Annotated in this window: 21 protein-coding genes and 2 pseudogenes; 10 read left to right on the forward strand and 13 right to left on the reverse strand. The window is 49.1% G+C overall.

Annotated features, from left to right (window positions below; translation table 11 throughout):
• Nucleotides 1-41: 41 nt before the first annotated feature.
• The 6 genes and pseudogenes from IB222_RS25395 to IB222_RS25420 form a co-directional block, all read right to left on the reverse strand.
• On the reverse strand, nucleotides 42-308 hold the full coding sequence (locus tag IB222_RS25395) for a hypothetical protein (RefSeq protein ID WP_000176291.1): 267 nt from the start codon (nucleotides 306-308) through the stop codon (nucleotides 42-44).
• A 9-nt stretch (nucleotides 309-317) separates the two neighbouring features.
• Nucleotides 318-1,208 (reverse strand): hypothetical protein, encoded by an 891-nt coding sequence (locus tag IB222_RS25400; protein WP_175538513.1) that lies wholly within the window; start codon nucleotides 1,206-1,208, stop codon nucleotides 318-320.
• Nucleotides 1,209-1,213: 5 nt separating this feature from the next.
• Nucleotides 1,214-1,468, reverse strand: a complete 255-nt coding sequence (locus tag IB222_RS25405; RefSeq protein ID WP_001113021.1) for a hypothetical protein — start codon at nucleotides 1,466-1,468, stop codon at nucleotides 1,214-1,216.
• On the reverse strand, nucleotides 1,461-2,099 hold the full coding sequence (locus IB222_RS25410; RefSeq protein ID WP_149384946.1) for an ATP-binding cassette domain-containing protein: 639 nt from the start codon (nucleotides 2,097-2,099) through the stop codon (nucleotides 1,461-1,463). Before IB222_RS25410 ends, IB222_RS25405 begins: the two co-directional genes overlap by 8 nt.
• Complete coding sequence (locus tag IB222_RS25415; protein ID WP_000164561.1) at nucleotides 2,096-2,764, reverse strand: ParB/Srx family N-terminal domain-containing protein; 669 nt, start codon at nucleotides 2,762-2,764, stop codon at nucleotides 2,096-2,098. Before IB222_RS25415 ends, IB222_RS25410 begins: the two co-directional genes overlap by 4 nt.
• Nucleotides 2,764-3,467 (reverse strand): annotated as a pseudogene (locus tag IB222_RS25420) (ParB N-terminal domain-containing protein). Before IB222_RS25420 ends, IB222_RS25415 begins: the two are co-directional and overlap by 1 nt.
• A 59-nt stretch (nucleotides 3,468-3,526) precedes the next feature.
• On the opposite strand from IB222_RS25420, the gene IB222_RS25425 reads away from it, so the two are divergent.
• From IB222_RS25425 to IB222_RS25450, 6 genes are all read left to right on the forward strand, one after another.
• Entirely contained in the window at nucleotides 3,527-5,086 is a 1,560-nt protein-coding gene (locus IB222_RS25425) for a DEAD/DEAH box helicase (RefSeq protein ID WP_006812522.1), read from the forward strand.
• 2 nt (nucleotides 5,087-5,088) lie between these two features.
• Nucleotides 5,089-5,367: a hypothetical protein gene (locus IB222_RS25430; RefSeq protein ID WP_001291547.1), complete on the forward strand. Its 279-nt coding sequence runs from the start codon at nucleotides 5,089-5,091 to the stop codon at nucleotides 5,365-5,367.
• Nucleotides 5,368-5,425: 58 nt separating this feature from the next.
• Nucleotides 5,426-5,848: a hypothetical protein gene (locus IB222_RS25435; RefSeq protein WP_131405970.1), complete on the forward strand. Its 423-nt coding sequence runs from the start codon at nucleotides 5,426-5,428 to the stop codon at nucleotides 5,846-5,848.
• 4 nt (nucleotides 5,849-5,852) lie between these two features.
• Nucleotides 5,853-6,380: a transcriptional regulator gene (locus tag IB222_RS25440; RefSeq protein WP_131405971.1), complete on the forward strand. Its 528-nt coding sequence runs from the start codon at nucleotides 5,853-5,855 to the stop codon at nucleotides 6,378-6,380.
• Between the two features lie 324 nt (nucleotides 6,381-6,704).
• Nucleotides 6,705-7,355: a hypothetical protein gene (locus IB222_RS25445; RefSeq protein ID WP_000072873.1), complete on the forward strand. Its 651-nt coding sequence runs from the start codon at nucleotides 6,705-6,707 to the stop codon at nucleotides 7,353-7,355.
• Nucleotides 7,356-7,405: 50 nt separating this feature from the next.
• Nucleotides 7,406-7,609 carry a hypothetical protein gene (locus IB222_RS25450; protein WP_016051712.1) on the forward strand — a complete coding sequence of 68 codons (204 nt, stop codon included), beginning with the start codon at nucleotides 7,406-7,408 and terminating at the stop codon, nucleotides 7,607-7,609.
• On the opposite strand, the gene IB222_RS25455 is transcribed toward IB222_RS25450, so the two are convergent.
• The 7 genes from IB222_RS25455 to IB222_RS25485 all read right to left on the reverse strand — a co-directional run bounded on the left by IB222_RS25455 (nucleotide 7,606) and on the right by IB222_RS25485 (nucleotide 10,771).
• The gene (locus IB222_RS25455) at nucleotides 7,606-7,728 is read right to left on the reverse strand and encodes a hypothetical protein (protein WP_256435245.1); all 123 of its coding nucleotides are present in this window, start codon (nucleotides 7,726-7,728) and stop codon (nucleotides 7,606-7,608) included. The two genes, IB222_RS25450 and IB222_RS25455, sit on opposite strands and share 4 nt — an antisense overlap.
• A 526-nt stretch (nucleotides 7,729-8,254) precedes the next feature.
• Nucleotides 8,255-8,737 (reverse strand): hypothetical protein, encoded by a 483-nt coding sequence (locus tag IB222_RS25460; RefSeq protein WP_149384947.1) that lies wholly within the window; start codon nucleotides 8,735-8,737, stop codon nucleotides 8,255-8,257.
• 205 nt (nucleotides 8,738-8,942) lie between these two features.
• On the reverse strand, nucleotides 8,943-9,224 hold the full coding sequence (locus IB222_RS25465; protein WP_023180884.1) for a hypothetical protein: 282 nt from the start codon (nucleotides 9,222-9,224) through the stop codon (nucleotides 8,943-8,945).
• A gap of 126 nt (nucleotides 9,225-9,350) precedes the next feature.
• Nucleotides 9,351-9,746, reverse strand: coding sequence for a hypothetical protein (locus IB222_RS25470; protein ID WP_130715055.1), 396 nt, complete (start codon nucleotides 9,744-9,746; stop codon nucleotides 9,351-9,353).
• 128 nt (nucleotides 9,747-9,874) lie between these two features.
• Nucleotides 9,875-10,186, reverse strand: coding sequence for a hypothetical protein (locus tag IB222_RS25475; RefSeq protein ID WP_006812530.1), 312 nt, complete (start codon nucleotides 10,184-10,186; stop codon nucleotides 9,875-9,877).
• 140 nt (nucleotides 10,187-10,326) lie between these two features.
• Nucleotides 10,327-10,542, reverse strand: coding sequence for a hypothetical protein (locus tag IB222_RS25480; protein ID WP_188055415.1), 216 nt, complete (start codon nucleotides 10,540-10,542; stop codon nucleotides 10,327-10,329).
• A 7-nt stretch (nucleotides 10,543-10,549) separates the two neighbouring features.
• Nucleotides 10,550-10,771 carry a hypothetical protein gene (locus IB222_RS25485; RefSeq protein ID WP_032655918.1) on the reverse strand — a complete coding sequence of 74 codons (222 nt, stop codon included), beginning with the start codon at nucleotides 10,769-10,771 and terminating at the stop codon, nucleotides 10,550-10,552.
• A gap of 145 nt (nucleotides 10,772-10,916) precedes the next feature.
• On the opposite strand from IB222_RS25485, the gene IB222_RS25490 reads away from it, so the two are divergent.
• The 4 genes and pseudogenes from IB222_RS25490 to IB222_RS25505 all read left to right on the forward strand — a co-directional run bounded on the left by IB222_RS25490 (nucleotide 10,917) and on the right by IB222_RS25505 (nucleotide 16,049).
• Complete coding sequence (locus IB222_RS25490) at nucleotides 10,917-11,159, forward strand: hypothetical protein (RefSeq protein WP_059305651.1); 243 nt, start codon at nucleotides 10,917-10,919, stop codon at nucleotides 11,157-11,159.
• Between the two features lie 1,631 nt (nucleotides 11,160-12,790).
• Nucleotides 12,791-13,015, forward strand: a pseudogene (locus IB222_RS25495) (hypothetical protein); the annotation flags it as partial.
• Nucleotides 13,016-13,218: 203 nt separating this feature from the next.
• Nucleotides 13,219-14,775 carry a type I restriction-modification system subunit M gene (locus IB222_RS25500; RefSeq protein WP_149384949.1) on the forward strand — a complete coding sequence of 519 codons (1,557 nt, stop codon included), beginning with the start codon at nucleotides 13,219-13,221 and terminating at the stop codon, nucleotides 14,773-14,775.
• Nucleotides 14,772-16,049 carry a restriction endonuclease subunit S gene (locus IB222_RS25505; protein WP_149384950.1) on the forward strand — a complete coding sequence of 426 codons (1,278 nt, stop codon included), beginning with the start codon at nucleotides 14,772-14,774 and terminating at the stop codon, nucleotides 16,047-16,049. Before IB222_RS25500 ends, IB222_RS25505 begins: the two co-directional genes overlap by 4 nt.
• The last annotated feature ends 51 nt before the right edge of the window (nucleotides 16,050-16,100 follow it).

Raw genomic sequence — 16,100 nt, forward strand, 5'->3', positions numbered from 1 at the left:
TATATACGGAAGCAGGCTCTCAAACTGGCTCCCAGACCGACTTACATCACCAGTAATTTGGCTCTGGCACGACCTAACGTGGTCAGTCCCAGCGTGCGACGGTGGTAGCCGGAATCACCGCGCTGGCGGCACATTCCTTTCTCCACCAGCCCCTTTTTCACCAGTGCTCGGATAGAGAACTGCATACTCTGTTTGGTCGTTTTGTACGGCAGCACTTCAAGCAGCTCGTCCAGATCGAGCAGATGCCCACGCTCATGGCCTAAATTGATGGTTTTGATGATGTCTTTTTGTTTGTCGGTCAACGTCATGGCAAATCCTTATGCCGGTAATGCAATTTCAAGAGGTTTATTCAAAGGCTGTTTGTCGAATGCCAGCAGTGGCAGCGTGTCAGGCAGCTGACGGCCAAAGTCCGGGTTTCGGTACACGCCATACAGCGGAGACGTGAAGCTCAGGTTGTGAATGTCCTTGAGCAGCTTCACGATGCTGGCCTCGTCCACCAGACTGTCGGCAATGTCCTGAATCGTCGTGCCACGATTACGCCCGGCTTTGGCCAGGGAACTGTTCTTGTGGTAGTCAGCGACCAGATCACGCAGCGCACGACGACGGCGAGACTCACTCATGGAGAACAGCTCTTTGACGATCGCTTCGTTGTCGCCAGGGTCGGAACGGAAATGACGCTGGAAGACGCGCAACGCACTCTCATAGCTCTTCGGACGCTCCGGACGGATGAACTGGAACCCTGCTTTCATGGCGAACGGGTTGTATTTGCTCATCGACGACTGGATCTCGATGATTGGCCGGTCGTGCATCCTGCTAACCAGATTAATCATTCGATAGGAGACGCCGACGCCGCGGTACTGAGTGTCCACAACGGAACGGCTGATCACCGCAAAGTTGTTGTTCACGTACCGGCCCCAATACTGGTTGGCCACGGTGGTATTGGTGGTTGGCTTCAGCTTAGGAAACATGCGATGGCGAGGCGCCAGCAGCAGTTTCGGGTAAGCCATAACCACGACGCCCACCAGCCTGTCGTCCAGTTCGCAGCGATAATACGTTGGCGCAAACGGCTTACCATCCGTCTTGTAGTGCAGCGACTTCAGCGCGTGCCAGTCTTCAACCGTACCTTTGGTAACGGTCATCCGCTCCAGAAAGTCCAGATGACGCGGGAACTCTTCCGGGCGGTAGCGTTTGATGATGATGTCTGTCATGTCGATCACCTGCGCTCGATATTGGCATTGATGAAGTCCAGGCGAAGCGATTCCATCGCCCCAACCATGACGTATGGACGCCCACCGTTATGCCAGCAATCCAGAACACTGCCGTCGTTGTTGATCATCAGCAGCGCCAGGCTCTGGCTTTTGCCTTCTCTGGCGTACTGGAGTGCCTCTTCCAGCAGGCGGATGACTTCAACGTTGTTGTTGTCAGCCTCTTTCGATGGCTTCAGCTCTACGATCTTCAAATCAGGCATATTCCACCTTCACGCGTTCTTTGTAGTGCTTGGTGATCTGCATATCCGGGCGCAGCGCCTTCTTCAGGTCTTCGTGGGTCGTCGCCACCATTACCGTCGCACCAACCTTTCGGGCGGCACGCTGGAGGTTCGACGCCACAACCTGAGCGGTTACACGGTCGAGAACAGCGCCAAATTCGTCGGCTGCCCAGACTTTGGCGCCTGACTCGATCAGCTTGGCGATCTTGAGACGGTATTTCTGACCGTCAGACATCTCGGATGGCTTGCGCACAAAGAGATAGGCGTCATTCAATCCGGCCATAGACAGCAGCCCCAGCGCTTCGCTGGTGGTTTTGCCCAACTGGTCGATGACGTTAACCTCATTGTCGAAGGTAAAATCATCGATGGAGGCTACAGAAAGCCCTTCATCCTTCATCTGGCGTTGCAGCTCGCGCAGCACAACGGATTTACCGGAACCGGATTGGCCGGTGATGTACACCACATCGCCCTGCTTCACTTCCAGCTCCAGATTGTCGTAAAGCGTCCACTCTTTTTCGTCCAGGCCAAGACCGAACGATTCGGCAATCTCCAGCGTGCGCGTGGTTTTGTTCACGCGGGTCTGAAACGATACATTGATGGTGTATTTGCTCACGCAGCCAGCTCCCCTGAAGAAACTTTCTCCGCATATGCCACGAAAGCGTCTACCCCGCTCTCTCCCGTGATTTCTTCCATGTGGGCAAGCAAATCCCCAACCACAATGGCAGAGCCAGCAGGGAGCGTTTTAAAGCCCAATACGTCGATGACGCGGACTTCTTCAGAGGCCACCTCACGACTGATCTCGGTGTGCTCTTCTTTCTGGCGTTCTGTCTCTTCGCCCAGATCGAGCACCAGAGAGCCGGTTTCCATCTCTTCGGTCATGCTGCCGACAAGCACGTTCAGCTCGCGCTCTTCAAAACCGAAGACCTCGACGTCGCCCAGCACCAGGGATTCCAGTTCCTGCTGCAATTTGATGGCGTCGTAGTCGATGCTGGCCAGGCGGTTGTCTTCCAGACGCTTCGCCTTCACCTCTTCTTCGCTCAGATCGTCGCGGACGATGACCGGCACACGCTCCAGACCAGCCAGAAGTGCCGCCTCGCGACGACCGTGGCCAGTAATGATGACGTCGTGCTTGTCGACCGTGATCGGCTGGTCAAAACCGCGCTTTTTGATGGCGGCCGCCAGGTCGCGGATCTGCTGTTCGTCATGTTTTTTGGCGTTCATCTCATACGGGATGAGTTCTGCCGGGTTTCGATAGACGATTTCAAAGTTTTTGGTCATTACATACGCTCCTTGTAGTAGTCGACCAGCCACACCAGGGCTTCCCCGGCGTTCTCCATTTCGTTACCGGTATTGATTCCCTGCTCTTTGATGATGGTTTTGATGGTGTCGGCGACGCGATCTGACGCATCAAACGTCACTTTGAAGCGCATCGTCTGGTGTTCAGCGCCGACTCGCTCGGTTTTCTCGCGTTTGTCCTCATCGACCGGCTCGTCATCGCCACGGGAGAGCGCTTCCAGCGCTTCAAGATCGATAACGGACGCTTTGGCGAGTGTTGCCGCCATTTCGTCGTCATACGGGGCGATATCGGACAACCGGTAGTCGATTTCAGACTGGATTTCTTCGATTAAGCGCTGCAAAGCGACCTGATCGTCTTCGCCGTAGCGTTCGTTATCGACGAGAGACATCTGTTTGGCCACCAGGTCGTTAATTTTGCCCACGGAGATGACGGGAACCGTTGAAATGCCCTGCTCCATCGCGGCACGCCAGCGGTGTTCGCCACCGAGGATCTCAAAAATGCCCCCGTCCAGCTCCCGCGCCAGAATTGGCTTAAAAAAGCCCAATTTTTCGATCGAGCCTTTCAGTTTTTCGAAGTTTTGCGCCCCAACGGAGTTGGTATTCCAGGGATTCGGACGCAGGTTCGCGACTTCCACCTGCAGAATCGTAATTTTCACATCCATAATTCTGATACAATCCATTGTATAAGTACTTACTTACTATAATAGCCAATTACCATACAAAAGGCACGAAGGAAAGAGGTTTATGACAGTTCGGATTGTATCGAATGCAGTCAATGCGCTGATTTCTGGCGCTGATGACAACGTGAAACGGCTCGTTCAGGAGATGTTGAGCTATGAAGTGGAGGCTGGTGACTGGAAAGGAACCAGCACGATGTTCAACTGGAGCAAAAACGCGTTCCCGGCTGGGTTTGCGAAGCCAGTTGCAGCCAACCTTCTGAAAGCTGGCATCAAATGCGTGCATGTGCGCAAGGAAAAAGCCCCCGCGCTTGGCAAGCCGAACCCGGTAGTTAACCCATTCCCGTATAACCCGGACTATGCGTATCAGGATCAGACTGTGGAAACACTGGTGCGAGAAGGGATGATGATTGCCCAGATTGCGACGGGTGGCGGTAAATCGAACGTAGCGTGTAAGGCAGCTGCTCGCATTGGTCGTATGACGCTGTTTTTAACCACGCGCTCGGTTCTGATGTTCCAGATGGCAGAGAACTTCCAGAAATCCATCGACTACCGCGCGGAGAATGGCGAGCCGTGGCTGAAAGGTCAGAAAGTTGGGGTGATTGGATCTGGTGAGTTCCAGGTCTCGCGCCATATCAACGTTGCCACGGTGCAGACCCTGGCCAGTTTTCTCGAAGAGCCACCGCGCGACGCATCACCGGAGAAAAAACAGTACCACCTGAAGCGCCGGGAACTGGTTAAGCGCTTTCTGTCCAGCGTTTCTCTGCTGATTCTGGAAGAGGCACACGAATCATCTGGTTCAAACTTCTACGATATCGCCCGGTTGTGCATCAATGCCGATTACCGTCTGGCGCTGACAGCTACGCCGTTCATGAAGGACTCGACCGAAGCAAATATGCGTCTCATGGCGGTTGCCGGTCGCATTGAGATAAAGGTAACGGAGAAATATTTGATCGATCGAGGTATTTTAGCGAAACCATACTTTCTATATCATAAAATCGCGTACACTCCAGACGAGGTGCGGATTAGGGCCGAACTTGCTTCGAAACACCTGAACTTTCGGGTTGGAATGAGTACGGCTTACCAGAAAGCCTATCAGTTAGGCATCGTTTACAATCTGGGCCGCAACGAGGCTATTGTGCGCGAAGCGTTAATGTACAAAAGTCACGGTCTGAACTGTATGACGCTGGTTCGTTTGAAGCGTCATGGTCAGATTTTGATGGAAATGATGAAGGAAAGCGGCCTGAAGGTCGATTTCATCTACGGAGAATCAAACCAGACTACCCGACAAGCAAAGCTCAACAGTCTGGCGGCAGGCAAGATAGATGTTCTGATTGGTTCAACCATTCTGGATGTTGGTGTCGACGTTCCAAGCGTAGGGGCGGTGATTCTGGGTGGTGGCGGCAAAGCCGAAGTTGAGATGCGCCAACGTGTTGGTCGCGGTCTTCGAGCCAAAAAGAATCAGGCTAACGTGTGCTTTATTACCGACTTTATCGACGTGAGCAACAAATATCTCATGTCGCATTCATATGAGCGGAAGCACATTATCGATACGACGCCTGGGTTTGCCGAGGGCGTTTTGCCGGTGGGTAGCACATTCGATTTCACTGTTTTGAATAGAGAGTAAGCATGAGCGAGAAACGCGCTATACACTGCCAGGTTCAGTTAACCGAAAAAGCAAACGACAAGCTGGAAACCTTTCAGAATCGACTGCGTGAACGCAATATTAAGCTGTCAAAGGCAGACATCATCAATCTGGTGCTGTCCAACATGACGATGGCTGATTTTGATAAGGCAGCTACGTCATTAGAGGCTTCTGCAAAGGCCCGTGAAAAGGTCATGAAGATTTACGAATCCTCTGGCATGACCAAAGAAGATCTGGCCGATATTCTCAAACGTCTCGATTAAGCATTAAGGGCGTCGCAAGACGCCTTGTTCGTTGAGTGATAAGGATTTAGTTCAAGCCATGAAACACGTTCTACTTCCACTGATTACCATCCCCGTTTTACTCCTGAGTGCATGTTCATCCCGCCCTGTGTCTGTAGCTGATGCAAAACCGGCTCCGCAGGCCAGAGTTTTCAAATACCAGACGTCTGCACCAACCACGCTGGTGGTTATGAGGGACAAAGGTATGATAGGTGCGGGCTGTGACGCATCCATCTTCATCAATGGTGAGACGGTTGCGAAACTTGAGACCGGTGAAAAAGCGACGTTCCATCTTGATGCCGGGCAATGGATTGTTGGCGCTTCACTGGAAGGCGCCGGGCTGTGCGCACTGAACCCTGCTCGTCAGGAACGCGAGACCTTCACCAAAGCTGGCGAGACGAAAGTCTTCCGGGTGTTCACCAGCAACGCAGGTGACATCGATATCCTACCAACGACACTGTGACGATATGACGAATATTACTGACATCACCTACGGGATTCCTGCAGAAGTCTGGCCGCGCGATTACACCAACGTGGAGAAGGCGCTGATGTTCTGGCGTAAGTCTCTCATTCCTGTAAGGGTCACGATGGAAGATGGTCAGGTGTTCTGCATGTACGTTCAGGGTCTCATGTCGTCGCGCAACAAAGTCGATCTTTGCCCTGCCCCGTTCGACAAAGAAAATCGTATAAGGCTCCCACTTGAGCGAATCAGTACGATTGAATCAGGTGTGACAGAAAGCATTGCGCACGATTTCACGGGTCGGACAACGGTACACCCAGACTATGTGGACAATCGGCCATCTCGCCGTGATTTCTTCAAAATTTGTCGCCAGGCTCATGAGATGCAGAAGTCTATAAGGGTCTACATGGCGGATGGCCGTGAAATTGAGGGTGTGTCTTCAGGCGTTGACGCTTGCCAGGTCACGCTCAACATGGGGGACGGTCGGAAGACAGTCGTCATGTTCGATTGGGTCGAACGGATTTTACCGTTTTAAATCTATAAGGGTAATAACCGGCTAAGTCCGGTTATTATTTTATGTGTCACTTCCCGTTATATTTATTTCCCCTAATCCCTATTCCACTTTAAATATATAAGGGTGAATGACCGAATAGGGAATTTATTTAGGCAACACCTTCGAGAAAACGCGATTTATTTCTAAGACTTTGATTTTTGTTGAAGAAAATTTTTTTTTCGTTCCCGTGTAAAAAACTCTTGATTTTAATTTCTGTATATCGATAATTAGTCACATCGAAAGCGAACACGCTAACGATAAACAAATAACAAATTAAGTTATCAATATTACATAAGGATTAATATCATGTCTAACGTTGCTATCTCTAAAAAATCCATCATCGACGCTGCTGTAGTTATCGCTAATGAATTACAAGTTGCAGCCAATAATGCTACTCAGACTTATAACAATCATTATCAGAATGGTACGCACACAAAAGCAGATAAAGCTAACATGCTTGCAGCGACTACCAAACTTGCATACTTCACCAACAACGTTTTAAACGCTGTTAATGATGAGAAATTAGCTGGTGTCTTTTACTACGCGATTAAAGCAAGCAAACAAGCGCCAGAAGTGTTTTTCCGCGAAGCTATGACCAATAGCTATTCACTCGAAAAATTGGTTTATCTGGTTAAATCTATCAAGTCTGGTAAATGCGTTTATTCCGTCGCTGATATGTCCGGATCTCGCGTATTCGCATTAATCGAAATGATTAATGATGAATTAGAAACATTCACAAATGGCGCTGTTTTCGATTTGATGAATGAAGCGAAAAAAGCCAACGAAATTAAATTGGACGCTGGCTACACTCAAGCCAACCAGCTGATCAATCTTTGCGAGCGTCTCGGACTGGTCGAGAAGATCAAAGGAATGGGCGCAGCGAAAAACGGATCGCAACAATATCGCTTTATCAAGAATGATTTTTATAACTATCTGGCTGATGCTTTCAAAGCGTAATTAGATGGATATAGCGCCCACTATGGGCGCTAGTTTTAAGGATAAAAATCATGATTAGTTATGACCAGATCCGCGCGGAGTATCGCGCAAAATATCGCGCTTATAAACTTGAATTAATCGACGACTTAAAAGCGCAACGTGACAAATTAAATTTTACGTTTTCTGATTTGCTTAACAGCAAAAGAGACTGTAAACGCAAACGTGAATATTTGCGCTTGTCTGAAATGATCGGAAAACTACAAAACAGCATTTAAGCAATAGCGCCCATAGTGGGCGCTTTTTTCGTTTCAAGATCCGCACACCATAACGCGCCATTGTTGGCGCGTTTTTTATTGTCTGAAGTCAGCCAAAACAGACCCAAAATAAGCGCCATAAACGCGCCAATTTAACGCGTTTTTATGTGTGGTGGTACATGCCCATTACCCACAATAAAAAACACGTTATAGCGCGTTTTACAGCGTTTTAGCGCGTGGCTTATTTTTTCGTGTCGTGGGCGTGATCGTCTGGCGATATCTGGCGACGTGATCCGCGCTATCCTTCGGGACGTGTCGGCAATATTGGCATGATCCGTGGGCGCTCGCGTATCATTGGCACGTTGGCGTGACGTGTACGCGCTTGCAGTGGTTTACCCACGGATTCACATAATCACATAGCGAAAGCTATCTGGATGGCTCAGGGGCTGAAACCCCACCAGCGCTACCCCAGCGCCCCTGCGATATTTTCTGGCAGGATTCTGGGCTTCTCCCGCTCTGTTTTCTACATAAAGGCAAACCCAGCCGTTTCCCGAAAATTCCCTGGCCGTTTCCCTTCGGTTCCCCGGACAGCCCTCTGGCCGTTTCTGAATATCCCTGCGGCAGCTGGTGGACGAAAAGAAAGGGGCGTTTCCAGCCCCTCCCCTCTTACTTGCCAGCCAGGATGTGAATGCGGTTCTTTCCGTACACCTCTTTCACGTAGTCCCCGCACGAGATACTCCACGAGTCGATTCCTGCTTCATAGATGACGTTTTTGCACTTGATGGCGTTGTTGGCGATGCGCATTCCCTCCCCCACTGCTTCCTGTTCGCTGAAGTCGAACCCGGATTCTGTTTTAACCCATAGCGCGATCTGCGTGGCGAACTCGATGAGTTTTGACTGGCAGAAGCGACCGCTGCGTACCGCGAAGATGAATACGCCAAATCCCGAGGTGGAGACATACGCTTTCTCAAATACGCGCTTATGGCGACGGTTGCAGATAATGTCATTGGTGATCTGCTGTTTCTCTTTCCCGGACAGCTCGATGGCTACATTGTCACGCCAGGCGCCCAGCACGCTTTTCTCGTTATCAGAGAACGTCACAGAAATATGGCCATGCGCAGGGGTGTTAACAGTAGCGATAAAATTCATATCATCAATCCTTTAAACAACTTGTTTTCTTGTTGGTTTAATTATCGCTACGCGCATAAGGTGTCCAAGCGTTCTGTTCCGGCAGCTGGTGGCCGGCAGGGAGTCGGAGAGTTGTTCGGTAGCCTGGCGGCAAGAGGTGGGTGTTTTTAGCCTGCGGGAAACAGGATGGTCATTTAAGGCCACCAGCGTGGGTGGCCTCGTTCTCTTAGTGGAGCAAACCGACGTCGATGGTATCGCCGGAGCCATCCACGCGGATCATCAGCATGGCGAAGGCATTTAGTGGGTAGCCTGCGTGCCAGTCCGGGAAGCGGTCATCGCGCATGAAGTCGGCAATGTCATAAACGCTGTCCTCAAAGCGGAAGAAACGGGCATCACATTGTTCGTCCTGTTCAACGTGATCCATTTCCTGCTGCTCTTCCGGCGACAGGTCGAGCCAGGATTCCAGCCATACGTTTTCAGCTTTAGGGGAGATGGTGAAATCGGTCATGTGCATATCCTCCATGCGTAAACATCTTGTTTTCTTGTTGGTGTAATTATCGCAATGTGGATAAGGCAAAAAACATTTTGTTATCGGGAATAAGAAAATGGCGCGGGGTACGCGCCATTGGAGGGATTAAGCGAATACGCTTTCCGGGATGTAGTTTTCAACCGGTTCGTTGGACACGATGCGCAGACCGTATTGTCCAAGCCAGGTGTTGCTCGGGTTCAAGTAGGAGGTGTACAGCTCGTCTGCTTTCACCATCATCTTCTCAAACATCTCTTTGTTTACGCCGCGGAAATACGTTTCCAGTTTCAGCAGCATTGGTTCGGATGCGTTGCTGATGCTCTGGAAGCCTACGGTGTACACCCCATCCTCTTCTGTCCCGGTGCGGATCAGGGTGGTGGTGAGCACTTCAGTCCCGTTCGTGCTGTCACGCAGAATAGCGGTCAGTTTTGCAACTTTTCCGCCTGAGGTTGTTTCTGACGCATAGTACAAATCAAGAACCAGGTTTTCACGAATTACAGTCATTTTTGGTCTCCCTGTTGTTGACCTGATTATATTATTGTCGTAGGTAAGCACTTACAATACAGGTAAGCAAAAAAGCCCCGAAGGATGGACGGGGCTGTCGTAGGGACGACTAATCGCTTTTGCACATGTCAGGCTGTCGCCAGGAGAGAGGCACGCTGGATTTCTTGCTGGGCTACTTTGTTCGCTTCCAGTAGCGCCTGTTCCAGCTCTCCTTCCGGCCAGATGATCTGTTTTGCCATCCACCCTCTTCCACTCTGGCGACGCACACTCATTACGTAACGCGTGCGGGAACCATTGTCGAACGAGACCAGCGTCTCTTTGAACAGGCGAATAGCAGTGCCGTTGGCGATGATATCGAGCAGGGTCAGCTGGCTCATTACGGTTGGTTTTTCTTTACGTGGCTGGCCCGCGCTCAGTTTGGTGATCATCGCGTTTTTCATAATTCACTCCGTAAACAACTTGTTTTCTTGTTGGTGTAAATAATACCAGCGAGAAAACGGCTACAAAGCATAGCGTTACGGTGCTGCGCTGCCCCGGAGGTTGCAAACAGCAAAAAGCCACCGTGCTGGTGGTCTCACTCTTAATCTTCGTCGTCCGGGAACTCGATGTGTACCGCGTCCACCAGCTCCCGCTGTTCATCTTCACTGAGCAGATGCCAGATATCCTTCCCTTTGGGTGATTCCCCTTCAGCCGGGACGAAAGACCACAACTTGCGGTACAACTCCGGCCCCACAGCATCCAGACACTCAGCCAGTGAATCCACGCCCCACACCTCAACCATCACAGGCATCTTAATCATCTCTTCACCCTAACTTCGTTTCTGACGTCGTGCAGTTCCACGCGACGGACATTGGGTTGTCCTCGATATGGAAATCAAACGTCCCTTTTCTATATCCTTCAGAGATGAGCGTCGCCACGCGACCAGCAACATCCTGGGAACGGATAACGTCATCGAGGGAGATCTCACACTCGGGGGACTCTTCCTCGCCACAGAGGGTGATGCTGATATTCAGATGCTTGTACATGTGTTTCTCCATTGTCTAAACACGTTGTTTTCTTGTTGGTGTTATTATCGCAATAAGAAATCGGGGAAAAAGAATTCCTTAAAGGCTGATGTGCTTGTGCCGATTTATTGCTATGTATGTATCTGGCTAACTCAGAGGGAATGTGATGAGCACTAAAGACTACACAGACGGGTACTTCAGCATCGACGCCGAAAGAGGCGAGTTGCTACATGGCGGCATCGCTGTCGGACGCGTCATTTTGGTTAACGGTCAGATTTACACAGAGCTGGACGATACCAGTTCAAACGCACCTGTCGTCTCCGGCCCCTTCGGGACAAGAGAAGAGGCGCTCGATGATTTGTGGGACAACAGGGACGATGCGAATCAGGGCAGTGAGATTTTCGAATAAACGTCCTCGGCGATTTCACCACCAAAACCCGTAACCCTTTACACTAGATCTGGCTTCCCGATATGAGCGTGCGAAGCTGATCTGGTTCCAACGCTCAACTGCGGGATTCACCAATTCCCGCACTATTCAGGTGAATGAGGAAAAGGCATGCTCCCGCAGCCGTCCCTCGCTCTGAACCGGGATGTACCCGTTTCCCGACCGGCAGCCAGCCTTTTCCCGGTTCGTATAGCGGGATTCCCACCGTTTCCCTGAAAACCTCCAGCCTTTTCCCTGCGGCGACGCTCCCGTTCCTGAAAAGGGACATGACCTTTTCCCTGGATGGCCCGAAGGCTGACCGAAGGGGTGGATAGGGACGTTACGGGGGATGAAAACTATGGCTTGAATTTCTACGGAGAAAGTAGCGATAACTCTCTTCCCCTTCCCACTTATACCTCCAGTTAAATCTCTGCGGATTTTCCCTCTTATGGGGGCATATACCTTCCCCCTGATAACGCTCTGTACGGCGAGTATTCCTTTAGGTGAAATGGGCGGTTTGTTCTCTCTACCGGCGTATGTGGTTTCGTTGTTCTTGAGATGGCTCTTCTCTGTGTTTTCGTCTGGGTTGCTCTCGTCGTTTTGGTGAGTGTTCTTCTCCGTGTATGGAGTAATGGCAGGTGCACTTTTCTCTTCGTTTACGTGAAATGGTGGAAGTGTGGGTAATGGCAGTAGGGCGCTTTTATTGTTCTCCGCATATGAAGTAATGGCGTTTCCTGCTATTCAGGAATTTGCGCTCTCTTTCGGGGTAATGGTGGGTAAAGGAGATTGCGACGGTTCCTGTTCTGGTCTGGGTTTGTCCGGGGTTTCGTTCTGGCTGTTCTTCTCCGTGTATTGGGTAATGGCATATAGGGGTTTGCGTGCGCGAGCTGCGTTCACGGTTGCCTGGGGAGATTAGGTGGGTGCTCTGTAGCCTGGGGCAAAGAGGTGGGTCTTTTCGGTAGCCTGACAGGAAGAGGTGGGTGTTTCCGGGATTGTAGGTAATGGCGTCTCTGGGTTTCCTGTGGGTGTGGTTAACTTGTTTTCTTGTGCCTGAAAACAACTTGTTTAGATGTCCAACATAACGCAACGGGAGCGCTTCTGAGCGTGTCTGCTTTTGGGTGGTATCACGAGTCGTTTTTGACGTTTTGGTCGCAGGGAGATGGATTCTGGTGCGCAGGAATTTGGGTATAAGAGATGGCGTGCGAAAACATCAACTTTTCAGACCAAATCAGGGTAAAGCGTTGACTTTTCATTGATGTGTTATTTATTTGTTTTCTTGTGGGTGTTATGTGCGTAAAAGCCTTGCCGCACCTGGAGTATATGAGGTTGGCGGGTAGGGAAGAGGGGCGATCAACGAGTTCTTATAGAAATCCTCAATTAGTGACCGCCAATGTCAACGCGTTGATTAGTCTGTCGTCTGGGAGTCTGTACGCGTAGCCACGCTTCATCCCCCCAAATCACGCGTCACAAAGCTGCCAGCGTAACGTTTGGTAATGACCTGGCAGACATAACAGATAGCGAGAAGATAAAGCATGGACTTCTTGTTAACTTTGGTAAAAACATAGCAAGACAGGTTTCATCACTTTGTGCATCCGCAATGCAAGTCTACCCGAACGAAAAACACTTCCCTGAAACAATGGCTATCTCATGTATCAAACAACTATACACCATCAATGCTGTTAGTTTCAGATGAGAATATTGAGTTCAGTCGCTTCCCTGATTTCTACAATCAGCGAAGAAGCGCCCTGAAGCAAAGACTACTGAATCGGGTGCTTCTTACAACAAAAATAGATTCATCACCATCCACAATGGATACGGATGAAGAAATTCTCACCGACTGAACGTTCAGCCCAGATAGTGTTGGGGCTTCAGTATTTATCGTCAGCGCAACGTTTCTACTGGCCTGACTGAAAGAACGTTGGCTACACAACCGGGCAAACGAACTCTCAGTGCAACGCATGACATACAAAACCTGTCATCAATATGAAATTGCGATAAAATTGGGCCAATAAAAGTAGTTAAGAATCATACAACAGGATACAAAATGACAAGCCTTCAGCAGCGTGCCGAGCTACACCGTCAAATCTGGGCCATTGCCAATGATGTCAGAGGCTCCGTAGACGGATGGGATTTTAAACAGTATGTAATCGGTGCACTTTTCTACCGCTTCATCAGTGAGAATTTTTCCAGCTACATGGAAGCAGGGGATGAGAGCATACATTATGCAGCACTTGATGACAGCATCATTACTGATGACATCAAAGACGATGTCATCAGGACTAAAGGCTATTTCATTTACCCGAGCCAGCTGTTCTGCAACGTTGCCGCTAAAGCGAACACCAACGACAGGCTGAATGCTGATTTAAACAGTATCTTCGTCGCTATTGAAAGCTCTGCCTACGGCTATCCGTCCGAGGCCGACATCAAAGGCCTCTTTGCCGATTTCGATACGACCAGCAATCGACTGGGTAACACCGTCAAAGACAAAAACAGCCGTCTTGCTGCCGTTCTGAAAGGCGTTGAGGGGCTAAAGCTCGGGGATTTTAATGAGCACCAGATTGACCTTTTCGGTGATGCCTACGAGTTCCTGATTTCAAACTATGCGGCGAATGCCGGTAAGTCTGGAGGGGAGTTCTTCACACCTCAGCACGTCTCTAAGCTGATTGCTCAGCTTGCGATGCACGGTCAGACTCATGTCAACAAAATCTATGACCCTGCTGCAGGCTCTGGCTCACTGCTGCTTCAGGCGAAGAAGCACTTTGATAACCATATCATTGAAGACGGTTTTTATGGTCAGGAGATAAATCATACAACCTTTAACCTGGCGCGTATGAACATGTTCCTGCACAACATCAACTACGACAAATTTGATATCAGACTGGGGAATACCCTGACTGAGCCTCACTTTGGCGATGAAAAACCGTTTGATGCTATTGTCTCTAACCCACCGTACTCGGTTAAGTGGATTGGTAGTGATGACCCGACCCTGATTAACGATGAGCGTTTTGCTCCTGCTGGCGTACTGGCCCCGAAATCAAAAGCTGACTTTGCGTTTGTGCTACATGCACTAAACTACCTGTCAGCTAAAGGGCGTGCAGCAATAGTTTGCTTCCCCGGTATTTTCTACCGTGGCGGAGCAGAGCAGAAAATCCGCCAGTACCTGGTCGACAACAACTATGTTGAAACGGTGATTTCTCTGGCACCAAATCTGTTCTTCGGCACCACCATTGCCGTTAACATACTAGTGTTGTCCAAGCACAAAACCGACACAAGTGTTCAGTTTATTGACGCCAGCGGGTTGTTTAAGAAAGAAACCAATAACAATATCCTGACTGATGGTCATATTGAACAGATTATGCAGGTCTTTGCCAGCAAAACAGACGTTGACCATTTGGCGAAAACCGTACCTCAAGAAACAGTTGCTGCCAATAACTATAACCTGTCAGTCAGCAGCTACGTCGAAGCCTTGAATACTCGCGAAATAATTGATATTTCCAAACTGAATGCCGAGCTAAAAATCACCGTCGGCAAAATCGAACAGTTACGTAAGGATATCGACTCAATTGTGGCAAAGATTGAAGGTGACGAGGCGCAATCATGAGTGGGTTGAACTTTCTGAACAAATTGCTGGATGGAGTTGATGTTGAATGGTTGTCACTGGGAGAGCTTGGCGATTTCATACGTGGCAATGGACTACAGAAAAAAGATTTCGTTGAAAGTGGTTTTCCAGCAATACATTACGGTCAGATTTATACAAGGTATGGGTTATCAGCTGATAAAACATTTACTTACGTGCTTCCAGAACTAGCCAATAAGCTGAGAAAGGCTCAAAAAAATGACTTATTGCTAGCAACAACATCAGAAAACGATGAAGATGTAGTAAAACCTTTAGCCTGGCTTGGCGATAACGTTGCTATTTCCGGAGATATGATGTTATTTCGCCACGAGCAAAATGTTAAATATCTCGCCTATTTTTTCCAGTCCGAAATATTTCAAACACAAAAAATGAAATATATTACTGGAGCTAAAGTCCGACGGGTTTCCAGTGGCGATTTATCTAAAATTAAAATTCCAATTCCCAGTTCAAACAATCCAGAAAAGTCTCTGACCATCCAGTCTGAAATCGTCCGAATTCTGGATAAATTTACTGCTCTTACAGCTGAGCTTACAGCTGAGCTTACAGCTGAGCTTACCATGCGAAAAAATCAGTACAACTACTATCGCGATCAATTACTGAGTTTCAAAGAGGGTAACGTTGCGTGGAAAACATTGGGGGAAATTTCGAGAAAAATTTCATCCGGAGGAACCCCAAAAACTGGGGTGACTGAATATTATGATGGCACTATCCCTTGGCTGAGAACCCAAGAAGTGGATTTTAGGGAGATATGGGACACGGAGATAAAAATCACCGAAGAAGGTTTGAAAACCTCAAGCGCGAAATGGATACCAAAGGATTGCATCATAATTGCTATGTATGGAGCAACTGTTGGTAAAATTGGCATTAATAAAATCCCAATGACAACTAATCAAGCATGCGCAAATATTCAACTTGACGAAGAAATTGTACATTACAGATATGTGTTTCATTTCTTATGCAGTCAGTACGCATATATTAAGTCACTTGGGACTGGCTCCCAGACGAACATAAATGCGCAGATTGTTAAAAATATAAAAATCCCGGTCCCTTTTGCAGAAAACCCTGAAAAATCGCTTAATGAACAATTACGTATCGTCAATATACTCGATAAATTCGACACATTAACAAGCTCTATCACCGAAGGCTTACCCCGTGAAATAGAACTACGCCAGAAGCAATACGAGTACTATCGCGACTTGTTGTTCAGCTTCCCGAAGCACGAAACAACTAGCAACTGACGGACCATTGATACCGGCAGGGTTTGTTCTCACCCGCCCGGTATCAGGTTT

The organism is Citrobacter sp. C13, from assembly GCF_014596815.2.
GTDB lineage: Bacteria > Pseudomonadota > Gammaproteobacteria > Enterobacterales > Enterobacteriaceae > Citrobacter > Citrobacter portucalensis.

What these genes read in the sequence shown, in the direction of transcription:
- IB222_RS25460 (WP_149384947.1), bottom strand. Translation starts at nt 8,737, where the DNA reads ATGAATTTTATCGCTACTGTTAACACCCCTGCGCATGGCCATATTTCT.
- IB222_RS25395 (WP_000176291.1), bottom strand. Translation starts at nt 308, where the DNA reads ATGACGTTGACCGACAAACAAAAAGACATCATCAAAACCATCAATTTA.
- IB222_RS25430 (WP_001291547.1), top strand. Translation starts at nt 5,089, where the DNA reads ATGAGCGAGAAACGCGCTATACACTGCCAGGTTCAGTTAACCGAAAAA.
- IB222_RS25435 (WP_131405970.1), top strand. Translation starts at nt 5,426, where the DNA reads ATGAAACACGTTCTACTTCCACTGATTACCATCCCCGTTTTACTCCTG.
- IB222_RS25400 (WP_175538513.1), bottom strand. Translation starts at nt 1,208, where the DNA reads ATGACAGACATCATCATCAAACGCTACCGCCCGGAAGAGTTCCCGCGT.
- IB222_RS25450 (WP_016051712.1), top strand. Translation starts at nt 7,406, where the DNA reads ATGATTAGTTATGACCAGATCCGCGCGGAGTATCGCGCAAAATATCGC.
- IB222_RS25500 (WP_149384949.1), top strand. Translation starts at nt 13,219, where the DNA reads ATGACAAGCCTTCAGCAGCGTGCCGAGCTACACCGTCAAATCTGGGCC.
- IB222_RS25425 (WP_006812522.1), top strand. Translation starts at nt 3,527, where the DNA reads ATGACAGTTCGGATTGTATCGAATGCAGTCAATGCGCTGATTTCTGGC.
- IB222_RS25455 (WP_256435245.1), bottom strand. Translation starts at nt 7,728, where the DNA reads ATGGCGCTTATTTTGGGTCTGTTTTGGCTGACTTCAGACAATAAAAAA.
- IB222_RS25505 (WP_149384950.1), top strand. Translation starts at nt 14,772, where the DNA reads ATGAGTGGGTTGAACTTTCTGAACAAATTGCTGGATGGAGTTGATGTT.
- IB222_RS25415 (WP_000164561.1), bottom strand. Translation starts at nt 2,764, where the DNA reads ATGACCAAAAACTTTGAAATCGTCTATCGAAACCCGGCAGAACTCATC.
- IB222_RS25490 (WP_059305651.1), top strand. Translation starts at nt 10,917, where the DNA reads ATGAGCACTAAAGACTACACAGACGGGTACTTCAGCATCGACGCCGAA.
- IB222_RS25470 (WP_130715055.1), bottom strand. Translation starts at nt 9,746, where the DNA reads ATGACTGTAATTCGTGAAAACCTGGTTCTTGATTTGTACTATGCGTCA.
- IB222_RS25485 (WP_032655918.1), bottom strand. Translation starts at nt 10,771, where the DNA reads ATGTACAAGCATCTGAATATCAGCATCACCCTCTGTGGCGAGGAAGAG.
- IB222_RS25475 (WP_006812530.1), bottom strand. Translation starts at nt 10,186, where the DNA reads ATGAAAAACGCGATGATCACCAAACTGAGCGCGGGCCAGCCACGTAAA.
- IB222_RS25405 (WP_001113021.1), bottom strand. Translation starts at nt 1,468, where the DNA reads ATGCCTGATTTGAAGATCGTAGAGCTGAAGCCATCGAAAGAGGCTGAC.
- IB222_RS25445 (WP_000072873.1), top strand. Translation starts at nt 6,705, where the DNA reads ATGTCTAACGTTGCTATCTCTAAAAAATCCATCATCGACGCTGCTGTA.
- IB222_RS25465 (WP_023180884.1), bottom strand. Translation starts at nt 9,224, where the DNA reads ATGACCGATTTCACCATCTCCCCTAAAGCTGAAAACGTATGGCTGGAA.
- IB222_RS25440 (WP_131405971.1), top strand. Translation starts at nt 5,853, where the DNA reads ATGACGAATATTACTGACATCACCTACGGGATTCCTGCAGAAGTCTGG.